The sequence below is a fragment of the Mycobacterium bourgelatii genome, from assembly GCF_010723575.1.
Taxonomy (GTDB): domain Bacteria; phylum Actinomycetota; class Actinomycetes; order Mycobacteriales; family Mycobacteriaceae; genus Mycobacterium; species Mycobacterium bourgelatii.
On sequence record NZ_BLKZ01000001.1, the window covers coordinates 4929928 to 4946971 of the forward strand.

Below are 17044 nucleotides of genomic sequence, written 5' to 3' on the forward strand. Positions count from 1 at the left end.
CCGCCCAACACCATCGGCCCGTCACGCTGGCGTGACGCTCGGCGTCGACGGCCACACCAACGTGACGCTCGGCGCGGGGTCGCAACGACGTCGGCCGGTGACTACTCGACCTCCGCCGACGCACCGCGGCGCGCCAGCACATTCCGGCCGGCGATCCAGCCCAATGTCGCCAACGTCGCCACCACGTAGATCAGCCCAGCCCAGGCCAGATACCAGGGCCTGCCGATCTCCCAGATGGTCGGTTGCTCGAAGCTCAGCAGCCACGGCACGCCGACGACGGTCAATGCCAACCAGCCCCAGCCCAGGATTCGCGCGCCCAGCCGGTCGCGCATCGGCCCCTGCAGCAACCACATGATCAACGGGACCAGCCACACCCAGTGGTGGGTCCAGGAGATCGGTGACGCCAACAGCCCGAAGAGTTCGACCACCAACAGCTTGCCCAGCTGGTCCGCGTCGTCGAGCGCTCGCCAAGCCAACACGGCCACGACCGCGGTGACCGCGAGCGCGGCCAGGACCAGCGGCCCCATGCCGGCGTCGTGACCCAGGATCCGGGAGATCGCGCCGCGCCAGGACTGGTTGAACGAGGTGCCGACCGGCCCCACCCGCCGCGCGTCGCCCAGCAAATCGGTGAAGTAGAAGCGCGCCTGCTCCCCGACGATCAGCAGCGACGCACCGATGGTCGCCAGGAAGGCGAGGACCGAGAAGGCGGCAGCAGCCCAGCGCCGTACGCCGAGGAAATAGACGACGGTGATCGCCGGTGTCAGCTTGATCCCGGCGGCCACACCGACGAGCAGACCCGACAGCCACGACCGCGTGGTGTAGACGCCCCACAGCAGCGCCAAGACCAGCATCACGTTGATCTGGCCGTAATCGAAGTTGCTGCGCAGCGGCTCGAGCCAGATCGCGATTGCCGTCCACAACATCGCGACACGCCGGCCTCCGCCGCCGTCGCCAGAACCCATCAACCGCTGACTGATCCGCACCACGCCGTACAGCGCCGCCACGATCGCGGCGTGCCACAAGAACGCCACGAACCCGAACGGCAGCAGGTGCAGCGGGTAGAAAACCACCGCGGCGAAGGGCGGGTAGGTGAACGGGAGCGGGAAATCCGGCGTCTGATCTGCGTAAACGTAGCTGTACAGGGTGCCGGGATGGTTGAGCGCGGCCGCCCCACTCACATACACGTGCAGGTCGACGAAGTTCGCGCCGCGGGGCGCGAGGTAGGTCAAGGCAAACCGCACGGCCACGCTCAGTGCCAGCAGTAACGGCCCCGCATGAGCGATCCGACTGGCCAGTGGTTGGCCCGAGTGTGCCGCCGGGGCGGCCGAGATGGTGTCTATTCGTCCGACTCTATCGAGGGCCGCGGATCCGGTCACCGCGACCGCTCGTATCAATAACGATCCCATAAATGCCACACGTGTCACTTGAGTCACTTCTGTACCGCGATAGCTTCGGCATCAGGTCCTGTGGGGGACCTGTCATCGACAACCAGGGAGAGCCATGCCAACCACTTGGACCGTCGTACGAGCCGCCGCCATCCTGCTCGGTTCGTCCGCCGCACTATTGACGGGCGGTATCGCCCACGCAGATCCGGCACCGGCGCCGGCGCCCGACGTGAGCAACATTCCGCAGCAGCTGATCGCTTCAGCCGCCAATGCACCGCAGATCCTGCAAAACCTGGCGACGGCGCTGGGCGCCACCCCGCCGCTGGCCACACCGAGGGCACCCGACCCAGTACCCGCCGCGACCTCGCTGCTGCCAGGGTTGTCCCCGGCCGCACCGTCGGCGCCGGCCGGTTCGCCCGCGTCGGTCCCGTCGATTCCGGGAGTGAACACGCCGATCCCTGGTCTCACGGCCCCCGTCGCCGCTCCGGCGGCACCGGCACAAGCGCCCGCGAGCGTGCCGTCCATTCCGGGTGTCAACACGCCGCTCCCGGCCATCGCCACGCCGGCCGCAGCCAACACCGCACCGCCTGCCGGGGTTCCGACCATCCCCGGGGTGAACACCCCGCTTCCGGGTCTCACGGCGCCTGCCGCTCCGGCTGCGGCCGCGGCTCCTGCCGCGGCGCTTCCCGGCATCGCATCGGCTTTGCCCGGTCTGGCCCAGGCGGCACTACCGGGTCTGACCAACGCAATTCCGGGATTGCCCGCAGCGGGTGCTCCCGGGGCACCGGCTAACCCGGGCGCTCCGGCTCCGCCGCAGACGCTGCTTGCAGCGCTGCCCTGAGCGATCCCCGTCCGACGGCTAGACCACTACAACCACCACCGGGAGAACACCGTGGCAAGCACTTGGAGTCTGTCCAAAGGTTTGGCCGCAGTCGTCGTCACATCGGCTGCCGCGCTCGCTCTTAGTCCGAGCGCGGCAGCCGACCCGGCGACACCGCCGCCCAGCCCCATCCAACAGCTACCGGGGCTTCCCGCGTTAGATCAGTTGAGCCCGATAATCCAGCAGGCGGCGACCAACCCCGGCCAAGCCACACAGATGCTGATGGCCGCGGCTCAGGCGTTCACCCAACGCAATCCCACGGCCCCCGCCGAGGCCCAGAACGTCGCCAAGTCGGTCGGTGAGTTCGTCGCGGAGCCGTCCGGCCCCAACGGCGTCGTCCCGACCGAGGGCGTTCCGCATGTGCCTCCGGCGGGGGTGCAGCCGGGCACTCTCCCCCACCTTCCGACGGGCATCGACCCCAATCACGCGGCTGGGCCGCCGCCGGCTGCGCCGCCGGCTCCGGAACCGCACCTTTCCTCGCAGCGCCCCGTCGACCCGGTGCGCGCCGAGGTCCCCGCCCGGCAGCCGGGCGCGGCCACACCCGCTCCCCCGCCGGACGCTCCGGCACCCGCGCCCGCGGCGACCCCGGCATCCGCGCCCACTCCGGCGCCCGCGCAGGCCGCGTCCCCGCCACCGGGTTTCGGGCCGGACACACCTGTCACACAGGACTTCATGTACCCGTCGATCGGCACCAACTGCATTGCCGACGGCACTAACGCCTTCGCGACGGCCTTGTCGGTGGCCGGTCCGGCCCCCATTCCCGCGCCAGGTCCCGGACCTGGCCAGACCGCCTACGTGTTCACCGCCGTCGGCACCCCGGGACCGGCCGAAGTGCAAAAATTGCCTCTCAACGTGACCTGGATAAACCTCACCACCGGCAAATCCGGAAGCGTCACGCTCAAGCCGCGCCCCGACATCAACCCGGACGGCCCGACGACGCTGACCGCGATCGCCGACACCGGATCGGGCAGCATCATGTCGACGATCTTCGGGCAGGTCACCACCAAGGAGCGGCAGTGCCAGTTCATGCCGACGATCGGCTCGACGGTGGTGCCGTAAATTTCTGCCGCGAGGGTGCGCAAATGTACGCCGCGCACGGCGCGTCGCTGTACAAACACGCGCGCTCGCGGGTGCTGGGGGGGCCGTGAGGTCAGTAGGCCATAAACAAGATCGCGTCGCGGTCGTACTCGAGACCCGGGTGAACGGCGGCCAAGTGAGCCTGCGTCAGCTCGACCAGTTCATCCTCGTCCTTGCCGACGATGGCTTCGCCACACGGACACGTGATGTGCGTCTTCATTTGGCCGCCTTTCCTTTAGCTTTCTCAGAGGCCTGAGCTTTCATCTGCTTCTTATAGGAACGCACTCGCCCAAGGGATTCGGCGTCGACGATATCGGCGACGGACAAGTAGCTGCCAGGTTTGCCGTAGTCACCGGCGGCGGCTTGCCAGCCCGGCGGCCGCACGCCGTACTGCTTGCCCAGCAATGCCAGAAAGATCTTCGCCTTCTGCTCGCCGAAGCCGGGCAGCCCCTTGAGCCGCTTCAGCAGTTCTTTCCCGTCGGGGTCGCCGGCCTGCCACACGGCTGCCGCGTCGCCGTTGTACCGGTCCACGATGATCTGTGCCAGCGCCTGGATGCGCTTGGCCATCGAGCCCGGAAAGCGGTGTATCGCAGGCCTTTCCGAGCACAGCGCGGCGAACTTCTCGGGGTCGTAGTCGGCGATCTCGGCGGCGTCGAAGCTACCCATCCGATCGGCGATCTTCTTCGGCCCGGCAAAAGCCACTTCGAGGGGAATCTGCTGATCCAGGAGCATCCCGGTCAGCAGGGCGAACGGATTTTCCTCTAGCAGTTGATCGGCCTCGGGCTCCTGTGCGAGGCAGAGCTGACTCATGGTCGAACTCTAGCTCTCACCCGCTCGGCGACTTGGCGCAGCCCGCGGTTTCGGCCGCTCAGCGCCCCAAAATGGCTCACCGGCAATGCATTCGAAAATTTCCCGGGAGCGCCCGCTGACGCTAGCCGCCGCTCTTGCGCCGGAATTCGCGGCGATTCCCCTCAGGCCCGTGGCCGTGCGGGCCGTGTGACTTCTTGTCACTGCCGTCCTTGTGGTCCGAGCTGCCGGCCGACTTGGCCAGCTTGCGGTCGAGCGCCTCGCGGAACTTGCGCTTGGTCTCGTCGGCTGGGGATTCCGATTCAGGCATATCAGCAGCCTAACGCGGTTAGCGCTTACCTGGGGGCAGGCCGTAGACGTGCGTGATCGGCATCGTCATCAGCACGCGGCGGTCGGTGACCATCGCCTCGCGGAACTCGTCCCAGTCAGGATGTTCACCAGCGATGTTGCGATACAAGGCAATCAGCCCCTCGACGGTGTCGTCATCGGGAGTCGCAGCCGGCGGCGTGAGCTCCGCCGTGCCTTCCGCCACCGCGTACGACCAGCCGTCGTCGGCATCGACCAATAGCGACGCACGCGGGTCACGACGCAGGTTGCGGGTCTTGGCGCGCGGCTCGGTGATCGACACCTGGATCACCAGGCGACGCGGGTCAAAGTAATAGGAGACGTTGGACAGCTGGGGTCGCCCGTCACGCTTGATGGTGGCCAAAACCCCGAGGGAGTTCCCACTGATCACGGCCAGCAGCTTGTCGTCGAAGACTTGGCGTCTCATGCCGAAAGCCTACGTCTCTACCCGGACTGGTGGAATTGGACCATGACCCGATCCGAGGCGACCAAATTCGCGGCCTTCCTGCGCGGCGTAAACGTCGGGGGCGTCAACCTCAAAATGGCCGACGTGTCCGCTGCATTGACCGACGCCGGATTCACCGACGTCCGCACCATCCTGGCCACCGGTAACATCCTGCTGGGATCGACCTCATCAGTCGCGACGGTACGAAAGAAGGCCGAAGCCGCCCTGCGCGAACGGTTCGGTTACGACGCGTGGGTGTTGTCCTACCCGATCGACACGGTCCGCGAGATCGTCGCGGCGTACCCCTTCGAGCCGGAGGTTGAGGGCTACCAGTCCTACATAACCTTCGTCGCCGACGCCGACGTGCTCGACGAGCTGGCCGCGCTGACCGCCGGCCCGGACGAGCGGATCAGCCGCGGTGAGGGCGTCATCTACTGGCAGGTGCCCAAGGGCAGCACCCTGGACAGCACCATCGGGCAGACAATGGGCAAGAAGCGTTACAAGTCCTCGACCACGACCCGCAATCTGCGGACCTTGAACAAGGTGTTGCGATGACCTCTTCTGAAGACGCGTCACGAGCGAAGGTCACTCTGGCCGGAGTCTCCGAAACCGCGCTGCTGACGCTGAACGCCCGGGCCGCCGAAGCGCGCCGACCCGATGCACTGATCGACGACCCGATGGCGGTCAAGTTGGTCGACTCGATCCAGTTCGACTTCGCCAAGTTCGGACGCACCGGCCAGGACATCGCGCTGCGCGCACGGGCTTTCGACATCCAAACGCAGCTCTACTTGCGTCAGCACCCGTCGGCGACCGTGGTGGCCCTGGCCGAGGGCATGCAGACCAGCTTCTGGCGTTTGGACGCCGCGATCCCGGACGGCCAGTTTCATTGGCTGACAGTCGATCTGCCGCCGATCATCGATATTCGCTCGCGTCTGCTGCCGGCGGAGCCGCGGGTGTCGGTGTGTGCCCAGTCCGCGTTGGACTACAGCTGGATGGACTCGGTCGACCCCTCCGACGGCGTGTTCATCACCGCCGAGGGACTGCTGATGTACCTACAACCCGAGCAGTCCATGGATTTGATCGCCCAATGTGCCAAGAAGTTTCCGGGCGGCCAGATGCTCTTCGACCTGCCGCCGCGCTGGTTCTCGATCTGGAGCCGCCTCGGGATGCGCACGTCGTTGCGTTACAAGGTACCGCCGATGCCGTTCAGCATGTCCGTCGGCGAGGCCGCAGAACTGGTGAACAAGGTGCCCGGCGTTCGCGCGGTTCGCGACATTCACCTGCCGCCGGGCCGCGGCGCATTACTCAACGCCGCCCTGTCGACGGTCTACAAATTGACGGTCTTCGATTCGCTGCGCCCAGTCCTGACCCTGCTCGAATTTGGCTGACCGTCCGCTTATTCGTCGACGTCGACGGCCAGCAGGTAACGCATGGCGTCTTCCTTGGTGAGCCCCAGCGCCTTGGCGACTTCCACGTATTCCTTGGCCGCGGCGGCCATGGCGGCGTCAGTCGGGTCGAATCGGGAGATGAAAGTGCCGAAACGACCCCGCGTTTCGATGATCGCCGCGGACTCGAGCTCCCGGTAGGCGCGGGCCACCGTGTTGGCCGCGACCCCAAGCTGGCCCGCCAAGTCGCGCACCGTCGGCAGTCGCGTGCCGGGCGGCAGCTGGCCGGCCCGGACGCCCTCGATCACTTGAGTCCTGAGCTGGTCGAACAGCGGTTTGCCCGCCTTGACGTCAACCCGCAGTAAATCTCGCAGCTCCACATCCCCAGTATCTACCAAGCACGACTATGTTTGTGGGATGCGAGTGGCGGTGCTGAGCGGCGCGGGCATCTCCGCGGAGAGCGGGGTGCCGACATTCCGCGATGACAAGAACGGCTTGTGGGCCCGTTTCGACCCTTACGAGCTGTCCAGTGTGCAGGGCTGGGAACGCAACCCCGAGCGCGTGTGGGGCTGGTATCTCTGGCGCCACTACCTCGTCGGAACGGTCGAGCCCAACGCCGGGCACCGGGCGATCGCCGACTGGCAGAAGGACGCCGACGTCACCGTCATCACCCAGAATGTCGACGACCTACACGAACGCGCGGGCAGCTCTCCCGTACACCATCTGCACGGCAGCTTGTTCGAATTCCGTTGTGCGCATTGCAATAAGCCCTTTCACGAAGAGCTGCCGGCGATGACCGAGCCGACCATCGAAGTGGAGCCACCGGTCTGCCATTGCGGCGGCCTGATCCGGCCCGACATCGTGTGGTTCGGTGAGGCGCTGCCCCAGGGGCCCTGGCGGCACGCGGTTGACGCGATGGAATCTGCCGACGTAGTGGTCGTAGTCGGTACGTCAGCGATCGTGTATCCGGCGGCCGGGTTGCCCGAGATGGCCTTGGCGCGCGGCACCGCCGTGGTCGAGGTGAATCCCGAGCCGACACCGTTGACCCCATATGTGACACTCACCATCCGCGAGTCGGCGAGTCGCGCCTTGCCGGGGCTACTGGAGCGACTGCCAACGCTGTTGAAGTAGGTACCCGTGGGATGGGCTAACTCCCCCGGTTCCCTGCCGACTGCCCGCTCGGCTACCGTCGTGCCCGACGGCTGGGTGCGACGTCAACCTTTGCGGCCTTGTCGGTGAGATGGTCGGCGGCCGCTACGACGGCGGTCACAGTCGCCATCGTCGGCCGCCAACCGCAAGTCGGCTTCTCCGCCTGATTGCCCGATCGACCTGCAGGTTCGCTCGTCAGCGAGCCACCGCCGTAAGAGAAACTCATTGAGGCGAAGCTCGCGGGCAACCTCGGCGATCGTGTGCCCGGAATCAATCACCCGGGACACGGCCTTGGCCTTGAACTCGGTCGGATACGCCGGAAGAAAGGCATTCACACGGTGCTCCTTGGTTGATTGCTGCGGACGTCGTTAGGGCAGGTAAGCCGAGATCGGCCAAACCGATCCCCGGAAGCGCTCACGGCGTACACGCCTCTGCTGTCGGACGGACGGGCCCGCTGGCGTATCGGCGCGCACTGGCTTGACTCAGCAGGGCCTCAGTAAGGAATGCGGACTGGGGAAATCGCCTGTCATCAGCACTGGGCGACCAACCGCACGGCGCCGCACCTAATAAGCCTCGCGCAGAAAATGAAGAATTCATCCAAGCCCCCTAAAAAGTCACATTAAATAGTGACAACAAAGTCACAACAGCCCACCACGAACCAGCATGCCACGCCCACGCCAACTCCGCCCGCCGATATTAACAACATCACACTTTTGACCGATACACTCAGCGATCTAATTATGTCGCCAAATCAACGACGCCTCCTCACACCAGGCCTAGCAGTTACACAAATAAACCCCCGACACCACCACCCACATACACGACGAGGCACCCTCACCCACCCCGAATTCAGATACCACCCCAACCCCACACCCAACCAGGTAAGACCAGGCCAGAACAGGTTTTCTCAACCCCGGATCGATGCCGCCTACCCGCTACAACCCCACCATAAAGACGTTTTATAGCACCCAAACAAGTCAAAATAGACGTTATAGCGCCATAGATGGAATGGACTCGTTGATTACGCACCGGAAGAAACCTCTAGACGGTGGCCGGAACCCCGGGTTGGCACCCCCAGGCTTGTTGTTGTCAACGATATTGACATCAACACCGATTAGCATTTGAACTACATCCACCACATTTGTGTGGTGCAGTTCGGTGAGTGGCTAGCCGACGGCAGTCGGCCCATTAATCAGCCAGGAAGGCTTTGCCATGTCGTATGTCTTTATCGGCGCCGACGCCGTGTCAGCCGCCGCAGAAAACCTCAGCACGCTCGGCTCATCATTGAGCGCGGCCAACGCAGCCGCAGCGGCGCCCACCACGCAACTGCTGGCAGCGGGGGCCGATGAGGTCTCCGCAGCGATCGCGGCGTTGTTCACCCACCACGGCCTGCAATACCAGATGCTCAGCGCCCAAGCCGCAGCCTTCCACGAACGGTTCGCCCAAACCCTGGCCAGCACCGCGACAACCTACGCCAGCGCAGAAGCCGCCAATATCCCCTCCCTGCAGACCGTAGAAAACAGTATCCTGGGCGTGATCAACACGCCCACCAACCTGCTGCTGGGGCGCCCGTTGATCGGTGACGGCGCCAACGGAGCACCCGGAACCGGCGCCGACGGCGGGGCCGGCGGCATTCTCTGGGGCAACGGCGGGGCCGGCGGGTCGGGAGCACCAGGGCAAGCCGGCGGTACCGGCGGCCCGGCAGGGCTGATCGGCAACGGCGGAGCAGGCGGCACCGGCGGAGTAGGCGGCGGCCCCGGCGGCACCGGCGGCACCGGCGGCTGGCTGTGGGGCAACGGCGGCCCCGGCGGAATGGGCGGCACCGGCGCCGCCGGCTTGCCCGGCGGAATGGGCGGCACCGGCGGCAGCGCCCTGTTCTTCGGCCACGGCGGCCACGGCGGCACCGGCGGGGCAGGTGGCGCCGGTGCTGTAGGCACCGCCGGCACACCAGGCAGCGCCACCTTGGCCGGTGGTGCCGGTAGCGCCGGCGGTACCGGAGGCATCGGCGGCAACGGCGGCATCGGCGGTAACGGTGGACTGTTCTTCGGTGACGGCGGCGCCGGCGGGCGCGGTGGCGTTGGCGGGGCCGGCGGAACCGGTGGAGCAGGAGGAGCGGGCTGGGATGCCGTCACCGCCGGCGGCTGGGGCGGCACCGGGGGTGCGAGCGGCGACGGCGGCGATGGCGGCGCCGGCGGCGGGGGCGGCGTCGGTGGGCGCGGTTCGGCCCTGGCCAGCCAATTCGGGCTGTCTCGAGCCGGCGCTTACGGCGACGGGGGGGACGGCGGGGCCGGCGGCAACCCCGGAGCACCCGGCAACGGCGGTGCCGGTGGCGCCGGAACCGCCGACTTCATCCACGGCGGTGCTGGCGGCACTGGCGGTGATCCCGGCGCAGTGGGACGCGGCGGGGCCGGCGGCCTAGCCGGTGGCCCCGGCGCCGCTGCCGGCGCCGCCGGAGCCTCAGGTGTCACCATCCACGGCAACGGCGGCAACGGCGGCAACGGCGGGGCCGGCTACAGCCCCGAGACCCCCGGCATAAACGCCGGCAACGGCGGCAATGGCGGCAACAGCGGCGCCTTCGGCAACGGCGGGGCGGGCGGGCCGGGCGGTAACGCCGCCCCAGGCGGCAACGGCAACGGCGGCGACGGCGGCAACGGAGGAAAAGGCTACGGAGGGCGCGGTGGCGATGGCGGTGCCGGTGGCAACGCCGCCGGCACCGGAACCGGCGGCCGCGGCGGCGACGGCGGCAACGGCTACGACAGCCCTATAGCCCCTAATGCCACCATCACCGGCGGGGCCGGCGGCAACGGCGGCAACAGCGAAACCGGCCAGGGCGGCGACGGCGGCTGGGGCGGCGCAGCACGCATCAACAACAGTGAGGCAACAGGTGCCGCCCTCGGCGGCGCGGGCGGCCTCGGCGGCACCGGCCTGGCAGGCGGCGGCAGCGGCGGCTGGGGCGGCGATGCGGTGAACCGCGGCCTCGGCAACACGATCGGCGGCGACGGCGCCCCCGGTGCCAGCGGCGGCGCCACCGGCACCGGCGGCCACGGCGGCTGGGGCGGTCAAGCGGATGTTGTTAATCCCCGATCTACCGGCGTGGTTATCGGCGGCACCGGCGGTGCTGGCGGCGACGGCACCACCGGCGGCAACGGCGGTCACGGCGGCAACGTCTATATGAACGGATTAACGGCCCCGATCGCTGGCGCCGGGGGCGACGGGGGTCACGGCACCACCGGCGCTGGCGGCAACGGGGGCAACGGCGGCCGGGCTGTAATATACAACGCTGACTCGACCGATGCCGCCATCGGCGGCGCACCCGGCAACGGCGGTAACGGCGCCACCAAGGGAGGAAATGGCGGTGCCGGCGGCCAGGCGGACCACCTCGGACTTGGAGATGCGATCGGCCACGCCGGCGGGACTGGCGGGACCGGTCTTACAGGAGGCAACGGCGGTCGCGGCGGGGGTGCAAGCACCATTCAGGGCGCAGGCGACAGCTATGGCGGTCAGGGCGGTACCGGCGGAAACAGCTCCGGCATCGGCACCACCGGTGGCACCGGAGGTGATGGCGGTAACGCCAGCGCGGGCGGCGGCACCGCCAAAGGCGGTCAGGGCGGCCCCGGAGGCCAAGGCGGACCCGGCGGTAGCCCAGGCAAATCCGGCACCGACGGATGGCCCTAACAACCCGTGATCGACTACTGGCGGCGGCATTGGTTGCACAGCCAGGCTTTGGTAGCTGCGCAAGGGGCCTCGCCACCCAATTGCCAGACCCCTGAGGGGCGGCCCGGCCCGGGTGGGCAAGCCCCGGCGATCACCCAACACCGAGGCTAAACGTAGGGCCTCTTGGCTAGCGAGCGACTATCCGGACACCGCCCTGGCTACGGCCGTAAAGTCGCCCCCTTCACGCACGTTTACGGCCAGGCCCCCTGTGGTCCGATGCGCGACGGTGAAGTTGGGCAACCACCTCGTCGGCGCTGAGTTGCTGAGCCATTCGCGTAAGCGCGAGACGAACGACGGCGCTTCTTGTGGCATCTACCCGAGGCTCGGCGGTGCGTGCCGTGGCGCGCACGCTCTCCAAGAACGCGTCGGCGTGCTCGTCGAGATAAATCGACACCTTGGTCAACTCGGTAGACGCCGATGTCGGCTCCGGCGCGCGCATTCCCGGTTTGGAAGGTTTCGCGGAAGGCTTCGCGGGAACTTCCGGAGTCGCGGTCGCCTCCTGGGACTCTGACGGCTGCGGCGCTGATCGCTGGTGCTGACAGGTTGGTGTCGGCAACATCCGTCGAGACAGCGAACTCATGCATAAACCCCATTCACGGAGGAACTCCTACGTAGAGGCCGAGTACATGTTGGCAAGAACGCCAGAAGTATAATTCGCATACTGGTGCCGTAAGGGCGAATTAACAGGTCAGTCAGTAAACTTCTGGTTCTTCTCACAGGGTCGCCACCTGCTCGCAACGATGCGATTTGGGAAAACAGCTGACTTTGGAGCGTTCTAAACGCCAGGACGGGCGGCGGGTACGCCCGGAGTAGCTCACGTACGACATGCAATGCGATCGGTGAAGTTGTGGCCAGCGCTGCATCTCATCCACCGAGCATGTCCGCCCGCCCCCCACGACGACGTCTCAGTGAACACCGCCTATCGCGGGACGACGGCGCCGCTATCGCGGTCGCGACCGGTGGCCGCCACCGAGGGCCAGATTCGGGCCGCGGTGAATTCGGGTCAGCCGTTGGGGCCAGTCCTGCCGGGTTGTCCAGACCACGACCCACCGGCCCCGCCGAGGCCACCGGAGCCAGGTGCCCCTGACCTACGCCCGCCGGCGCCACCAGCCCCGCCGTCGCCACCATTTCCGAACCGTATGGCATTCCCACCATCCCCGCCGGCCCCATTCTCCGCCATCCCATTCCACCCCTTAACGTCGGCAGTCCCTCCACTTCCGCCCCCCTCCGCCGTTGCCAAGCAACCCGGCGTTGCCACCAGCCCCGCCGTTGCCACCGTGCCCTCCGGTGTCCTGCTTGGAGCCGCCCCCCGTTCCGCCGTCGCCGCCGGCTCCGCCGGTGCCATACAGCAATCCGCCGTTGCGCCGGCCCCGCCGTCGCCCCCGCGTCCTCCGTATTGGAAATTGCCGATCCCCGCTCCGCCGGCACCCCCGGCCCCACCATCACCCAGCAGCCCTGCCGCACCGCCAGCGCCACCAAACCCACCGACATTGCTCGGCCGCACGCCGCCGGCGCCGCCGGCCCCGCCGGCGCCATACAACCAGCCACCCGCACCACCGTCACCACCGCGCCCACCGTGCGCATCCACATCCGCATTAACGACTGCACCGTTGCCGCCCGCCCCGCCCGCACCACCGACACCCAGCAACCCCGCGTCACCACCGGCACCACCGGCCCCGCCACCATGACCAACCAGAGCAGACCCGCCAGCACCGCCGACACCACCATCGCCATACAACCAACCGCCATGACCGCCGGCCCCACCATCACCACCGACCCCAGCGAAATCACCCGCCACTGCACCACCCAGCCCAAACCCGCCAACCCACCCCAGCCATCCCCACCATGCACCACCCACCACCCCGCCACTGGTGCCCCCCCACCACCACCATGACCGCCCACCCACCCCACCCACCCCCACCACCCACCGGCACCCCCATTCCCATACAGCCAGCCGCCATTACCCCCGCACCACCGCTTTCACCCGGACCACCCACACCGCCAGCCCCACCATGGCCGATCAACCCCGCCGACCCCCCAGCACCACCAGCCTGACCAACCCCGCCATCACCGCCCCTACCACCATTGCCGTACAACAACCCACCAGCCCCACCCGGCAAACCCGGACCCCCATCAACCCCATCACCAACCAACGGCCGCCCCCACCACGCCACACTCTGCGCATCCCAAACCTCCTGAAAGTACGCGCTGGCTCCGCCGCAACGACACACGACGCAATCACCACGAGGATTTCTGACGCACACGGTCAGACGAAGTCTGCAACCCTGCTTAACCAGCAGACAGACTCGTCCTACCCAACGCGACTAAACACTTGGCGCACAGTCTGATTGGAGTTTCCGAATTCACCGGGGCGGTTCACCCAGACTTTCGACGACATCAGGAATCCGCCTTTGACTTCCAGCGATACGCCTTCAGACACAACGCTCTTACTACGCCCGGCCCTCAACTCTCAGCCCGACTCGTACACCACTTCCGTGGACGCAACCGCTGCGGCGCTACCGGCCCGTCAGTTTTGCTCAGGCGGACCGCCGCTGCTCAACACTCGTGCTTTCAACAGCGTGAGCTCCGAAATCCCTAGCGCCGAAACCCAATCCGGCCTCATCGATGTACTCGCAGACGGTGAGAAGATCGACGGAGTAATTGGTCAAATAGGCCCACTTCCGTAAGCCGTGCAGGACAGGGGCGATAGCGTGAAAATGCACCTTCGGTCGGCTAATCTCCACATACCCTCCGCCGCCCAAGCCGTCTCTGGCGATGACGCCGATGAGTTGGCCCGCGCCCAGCACGTTGCCCCGGAAACGCAGTTGGTAAAGCTTTCCATCGGGACCACGCAAGCCATCCGATAGTACGTAATCCCCCTCCATGAGACCCCTTCCTCTCTTGCCTAGTTTCTTGCCCAGTTCAGGCGTCCGTTGCCGAGCTACGCCAAGAGTCGGAGTCGATGGACGACAGCGGGTGCTCGCACAAGAACAACCTCGCGGTAAAACCGGCATTCTTTACCGCGTCCAGCACATCCAGGGTGTCGACTGGAAGCGAACTCTCAATGACGAGTACCCCGGTGCGCGCACTAGCTTCGGCCGCTTCTACTCCTCGAGCCTGAGCTACTGCATCCAAGACTGCCATTTCGCATTCTCCGCAGCACATTCCATCCACCTTGTACGGCTTGGAAATCATGGCTGCGCTCCTAAGTTAACAGAAAGCGGTGTTGGTCGCCAGCTTGAATTTGGGCGGACAGAGTCACTGTATGACGCGCCAAAACTACCTTGCCTACCGCAGCAGACTCTACATAAGTTTGCAGTCAGAAGGAAATCGAATTTTGCCTGCTTTTCGAAAGCCGTTACGAGTCGCATAACAATTATGGCGCTATAGCGCCCAACTAGCCCTGGCGAACCCGAGAACAGGTTTTGGTTGACGAAAATAAACAGCTATAGCGCCCTATCAGGCGTCTATTTACAGACCGTTTGCGCGAGCAGGAATAGCCCATCTGGGACTAGCTCAGCATCGCAGCGCAAGTCGACATTTGTTGCTCCGGCCGTTCATGTTGAAGCATCTACGAGGGAGACCGTTATAGGGTGGCGCGAAGATCCAGGGATGCGCGCCAGGCAGGTACCTCGTGGCCAAGTCTCGAGAGTAAGCCGCGTGGATGGGTAGAGCCGGCCGAGGAGGCGACCCCCAGGAAACTACGTGGTGGTGGCGCCACGTGCAGGAATCGAACGCAACCTGGCGCACCCCTCCTGCTAGAGACAGCCGGTGCAGTAGAACCCGTATTCAGCTGCTCGGGGCGCAGAGTTCGATCTTAGAAAAGCAACGCGATATTGCCTTCGACCGGACGATTCAAATTCCCTTGCACTGCCCTTTCCAAGCTTTTGACCATGCTGCCCGTGCCACCGTCTCGCACGCCACTCATGCGCATGGTATGAACTTGGGCGGATGCCATCTCGCCCCCAAGACGAATGCTCGCCCCCAGCGAGCTCGTGCCATATCCGTGCAACGTATTCTCACCTACAGTTGATGGGCACGGTACTGCAGAGACCTGCGCTCCCACAGGAACAGGTTTGACGGCGACCACCTCAACCGAACCAGTCAACGCTAGTTAATGTTCATGGGCACGAATTGATGAGGGCCCGCCTCGATCGTATTCACCTAGTTCGAGATAGTGGCTAGTCACCACAAAAACACTTGTGGCTACCATTACGAATGGTGAATTAACAACAGTCTCCGCACAACACCGCCGTCGAGTCACTACTCGACTTGAGACGGTAGATGGCCAGATCGGGCGGAATGCCCGTCACTTTGCTAACCGAAATCGGCCGCGGCGCCCTCTTGGCATAGAGCCCCAGTTCGTCCAAATCTTGCTGCGCAATCAGATCCAACGCGGGACCAGAGATCATGATCCCACCCTTGCTGGCATGCTCCATGACCCGAGCCGCGATATTTACATCGACACCAAGCCAATCTGACCCCAACCGCTGCGGGCGCCCAGTGTGAATACCCACCCTCATCCTCGGCCGGTACCCCTGCACCTCCACCTCTTTGATGGCAGCCTCGGCAGCAACAACGGCCCGCACCGCAGCGGTGGGATCAGAAACCACCGCCATAATCCCATCACCCAACCGCTTTACAACCTGACCCCGAACACCCAACAAAGGCGTCTCCACCGCGCTCGCCACCTGGCGCAGCAACGCCACCGTGGCATCATCCCCAGCCTCATACGCCCAAGACGAAAACCCGACCAGATCAGTGAAAACCAGCGTCACCTCTTCATTGACAATCCGGCGTGACACCGAATCCGACAACGCCTGCAACACCTGCAGCACCCCTAGGCTCACCTCGCGCGAGGCAGCATCACGACTTCGCAGCAACCGATCAGCGGTACGAGCCACCGCACTGGGGGCACCAGGACCGGCGGTCGACAACGGGTCACCGAACTCCGGATCCCCCGGCAGCTTCCGACGCGCCGCCCTTACGATCGACACCACCCCGGGACGCTGATTTCTCCCGCGCAACCAACGCATCGGAGAGCCAACCTTCGATACAGGTTTCAGCGCCGCCCCGTCTACCGCAGCCTCCACCTCTTCGGACACTCCGAACTCTCCTTCTCGGGAAAAGGTCGCGGCTCATCGAAATCCGCACGCAACCTAAGTACATCCGACTGGATCTCATTCTAGCTACCGCCGGGAACTGCGGGGGATGAAACGCCGGTGATCTTCAGCGAAATACTCTGTGCAGAAATATATTTCGAGACTTCCACAGAATCTTGACGGTGCGTCAGTTCGTCTGAACGCAGCGATTTCTGTTCCAGCACATGCTAGTTCGAAGTTTTAACAGCGCTCAACCTGGCAGCACACTCGCCGGCGATCTACCTCCTCGGCAGAATTTCATTCAGTTTCAGTTCAGTCACACCCTCTCGGCGCTGTAGGGTCCGGTTCGGCCACAACATGACGCAGTGCGCACACTCTGCACTGGATGCTGTCGGTAACCGCGCAACGGACCGGGGATCTCGCAGAAGGGCACGACCAGTTCCCATCGCACCCCACGACTCGAGGAGTCGTCGACGCGACGCACTAGCCCCCGCCGCTGTAACAGCACCAAGGCGCGATAGACCTGTTCGGCCACCACCGGACGGTCGTGGGCATGAAGCATGCGAGCGATCGCAATCCGGGCGTCTGTCGTCGTGACTGGCTCTTCAGCAGCAGCCAGGATCGACAGTAGCTCGATGCGAAGTTGATCCGGCTTCATTTGCGCCCCATCGCTTCCTGCATGCGACGGTATCGACGGGCGATCCACCAGCGGTCGATCGCCGGATCGCACTGCCGCGACTTGTTCTTCCAACTCA

The 17044-nt window shown here is 65.6% G+C and carries 16 protein-coding genes and 2 pseudogenes; 6 read left to right on the forward strand and 12 right to left on the reverse strand.

From position 1 onward, the window contains the following. Positions 1 to 101 precede the first annotated feature (101 nt). Positions 102 to 1376: a mannosyltransferase gene (locus G6N68_RS21120; protein ID WP_240355546.1), complete on the reverse strand. Its 1275-nt coding sequence runs from the start codon at positions 1374 to 1376 to the stop codon at positions 102 to 104. Between the two features lie 124 nt (positions 1377 to 1500). Here G6N68_RS21120 and G6N68_RS21125 point away from each other — a divergent pair, with 124 nt between their 5' ends. Together G6N68_RS21125 and G6N68_RS21130 are read left to right on the forward strand one after the other, a co-directional pair. Beyond that, a complete protein-coding gene (locus G6N68_RS21125) occupies positions 1501 to 2226 on the forward strand; it encodes a hypothetical protein (protein ID WP_163716505.1) in 726 nt (241 codons plus the stop codon). Between the two features lie 51 nt (positions 2227 to 2277). Further along, complete coding sequence (locus G6N68_RS21130; protein WP_163716508.1) at positions 2278 to 3324, forward strand: Rv1157c family protein; 1047 nt, start codon at positions 2278 to 2280, stop codon at positions 3322 to 3324. Between the two features lie 91 nt (positions 3325 to 3415). Here the strand turns inward: G6N68_RS21130 and G6N68_RS21135 are convergent, their stop codons facing one another. The 4 genes from G6N68_RS21135 to G6N68_RS21150 form a co-directional block, all read right to left on the reverse strand. Next, entirely contained in the window at positions 3416 to 3562 is a 147-nt protein-coding gene (locus tag G6N68_RS21135; RefSeq protein WP_069419838.1) for a DUF1059 domain-containing protein, read from the reverse strand. Further along, entirely contained in the window at positions 3559 to 4152 is a 594-nt protein-coding gene (locus G6N68_RS21140; RefSeq protein WP_163716511.1) for an HhH-GPD-type base excision DNA repair protein, read from the reverse strand. Before G6N68_RS21140 ends, G6N68_RS21135 begins: the two co-directional genes overlap by 4 nt. 121 nt (positions 4153 to 4273) lie before the next feature. After that, positions 4274 to 4459, reverse strand: coding sequence for a DUF5302 domain-containing protein (locus G6N68_RS21145; protein WP_163716514.1), 186 nt, complete (start codon positions 4457 to 4459; stop codon positions 4274 to 4276). An 18-nt stretch (positions 4460 to 4477) separates the two neighbouring features. After that, positions 4478 to 4921, reverse strand: coding sequence for a PPOX class F420-dependent oxidoreductase (locus G6N68_RS21150; RefSeq protein WP_163716516.1), 444 nt, complete (start codon positions 4919 to 4921; stop codon positions 4478 to 4480). Between the two features lie 42 nt (positions 4922 to 4963). On the opposite strand from G6N68_RS21150, the gene G6N68_RS21155 reads away from it, so the two are divergent. Both G6N68_RS21155 and G6N68_RS21160 read left to right on the forward strand, forming a co-directional pair. Next, complete coding sequence (locus G6N68_RS21155) at positions 4964 to 5494, forward strand: DUF1697 domain-containing protein (protein ID WP_163716519.1); 531 nt, start codon at positions 4964 to 4966, stop codon at positions 5492 to 5494. Then, the gene (locus G6N68_RS21160; protein ID WP_163716522.1) at positions 5491 to 6327 is read left to right on the forward strand and encodes a class I SAM-dependent methyltransferase; all 837 of its coding nucleotides are present in this window, start codon (positions 5491 to 5493) and stop codon (positions 6325 to 6327) included. Before G6N68_RS21155 ends, G6N68_RS21160 begins: the two co-directional genes overlap by 4 nt. Positions 6328 to 6335: 8 nt before the next feature. Here G6N68_RS21160 and G6N68_RS21165 read toward each other — a convergent pair whose 3' ends face one another. Further along, complete coding sequence (locus G6N68_RS21165; RefSeq protein ID WP_163716525.1) at positions 6336 to 6704, reverse strand: Rv1152 family transcriptional regulator; 369 nt, start codon at positions 6702 to 6704, stop codon at positions 6336 to 6338. A gap of 37 nt (positions 6705 to 6741) precedes the next feature. On the opposite strand from G6N68_RS21165, the gene G6N68_RS21170 reads away from it, so the two are divergent. Continuing rightward, positions 6742 to 7455, forward strand: a complete 714-nt coding sequence (locus G6N68_RS21170; RefSeq protein WP_163716528.1) for an NAD-dependent deacylase — start codon at positions 6742 to 6744, stop codon at positions 7453 to 7455. Between the two features lie 52 nt (positions 7456 to 7507). On the opposite strand, the gene G6N68_RS31025 is transcribed toward G6N68_RS21170, so the two are convergent. Together G6N68_RS31025 and G6N68_RS32190 are read right to left on the reverse strand one after the other, a co-directional pair. Continuing rightward, the gene (locus G6N68_RS31025) at positions 7508 to 7699 is read right to left on the reverse strand and encodes a hypothetical protein (RefSeq protein WP_240355547.1); all 192 of its coding nucleotides are present in this window, start codon (positions 7697 to 7699) and stop codon (positions 7508 to 7510) included. A gap of 13 nt (positions 7700 to 7712) precedes the next feature. Next, positions 7713 to 7808, reverse strand: a pseudogene (locus G6N68_RS32190) (hypothetical protein); the annotation flags it as partial. Positions 7809 to 8685: 877 nt separating this feature from the next. Here G6N68_RS32190 and G6N68_RS21180 point away from each other — a divergent pair. Then, positions 8686 to 11148 (forward strand): PE family protein, encoded by a 2463-nt coding sequence (locus G6N68_RS21180; protein WP_163716533.1) that lies wholly within the window; start codon positions 8686 to 8688, stop codon positions 11146 to 11148. Positions 11149 to 12190: 1042 nt separating this feature from the next. On the opposite strand, the pseudogene G6N68_RS21185 reads toward G6N68_RS21180, so the two are convergent. The 4 genes and pseudogenes from G6N68_RS21185 to G6N68_RS21205 all read right to left on the reverse strand — a co-directional run bounded on the left by G6N68_RS21185 (position 12191) and on the right by G6N68_RS21205 (position 16223). Next, positions 12191 to 13340: pseudogene (locus G6N68_RS21185) on the reverse strand (PGRS repeat-containing protein). A gap of 384 nt (positions 13341 to 13724) precedes the next feature. After that, entirely contained in the window at positions 13725 to 14072 is a 348-nt protein-coding gene (locus G6N68_RS21195; protein WP_163716536.1) for a hypothetical protein, read from the reverse strand. 37 nt (positions 14073 to 14109) lie between these two features. Further along, the gene (locus G6N68_RS32195; RefSeq protein ID WP_163716539.1) at positions 14110 to 14382 is read right to left on the reverse strand and encodes a heavy-metal-associated domain-containing protein; all 273 of its coding nucleotides are present in this window, start codon (positions 14380 to 14382) and stop codon (positions 14110 to 14112) included. A gap of 1031 nt (positions 14383 to 15413) precedes the next feature. Beyond that, complete coding sequence (locus tag G6N68_RS21205; protein ID WP_163718839.1) at positions 15414 to 16223, reverse strand: adenylate/guanylate cyclase domain-containing protein; 810 nt, start codon at positions 16221 to 16223, stop codon at positions 15414 to 15416. Positions 16224 to 17044 lie beyond the last annotated feature (821 nt).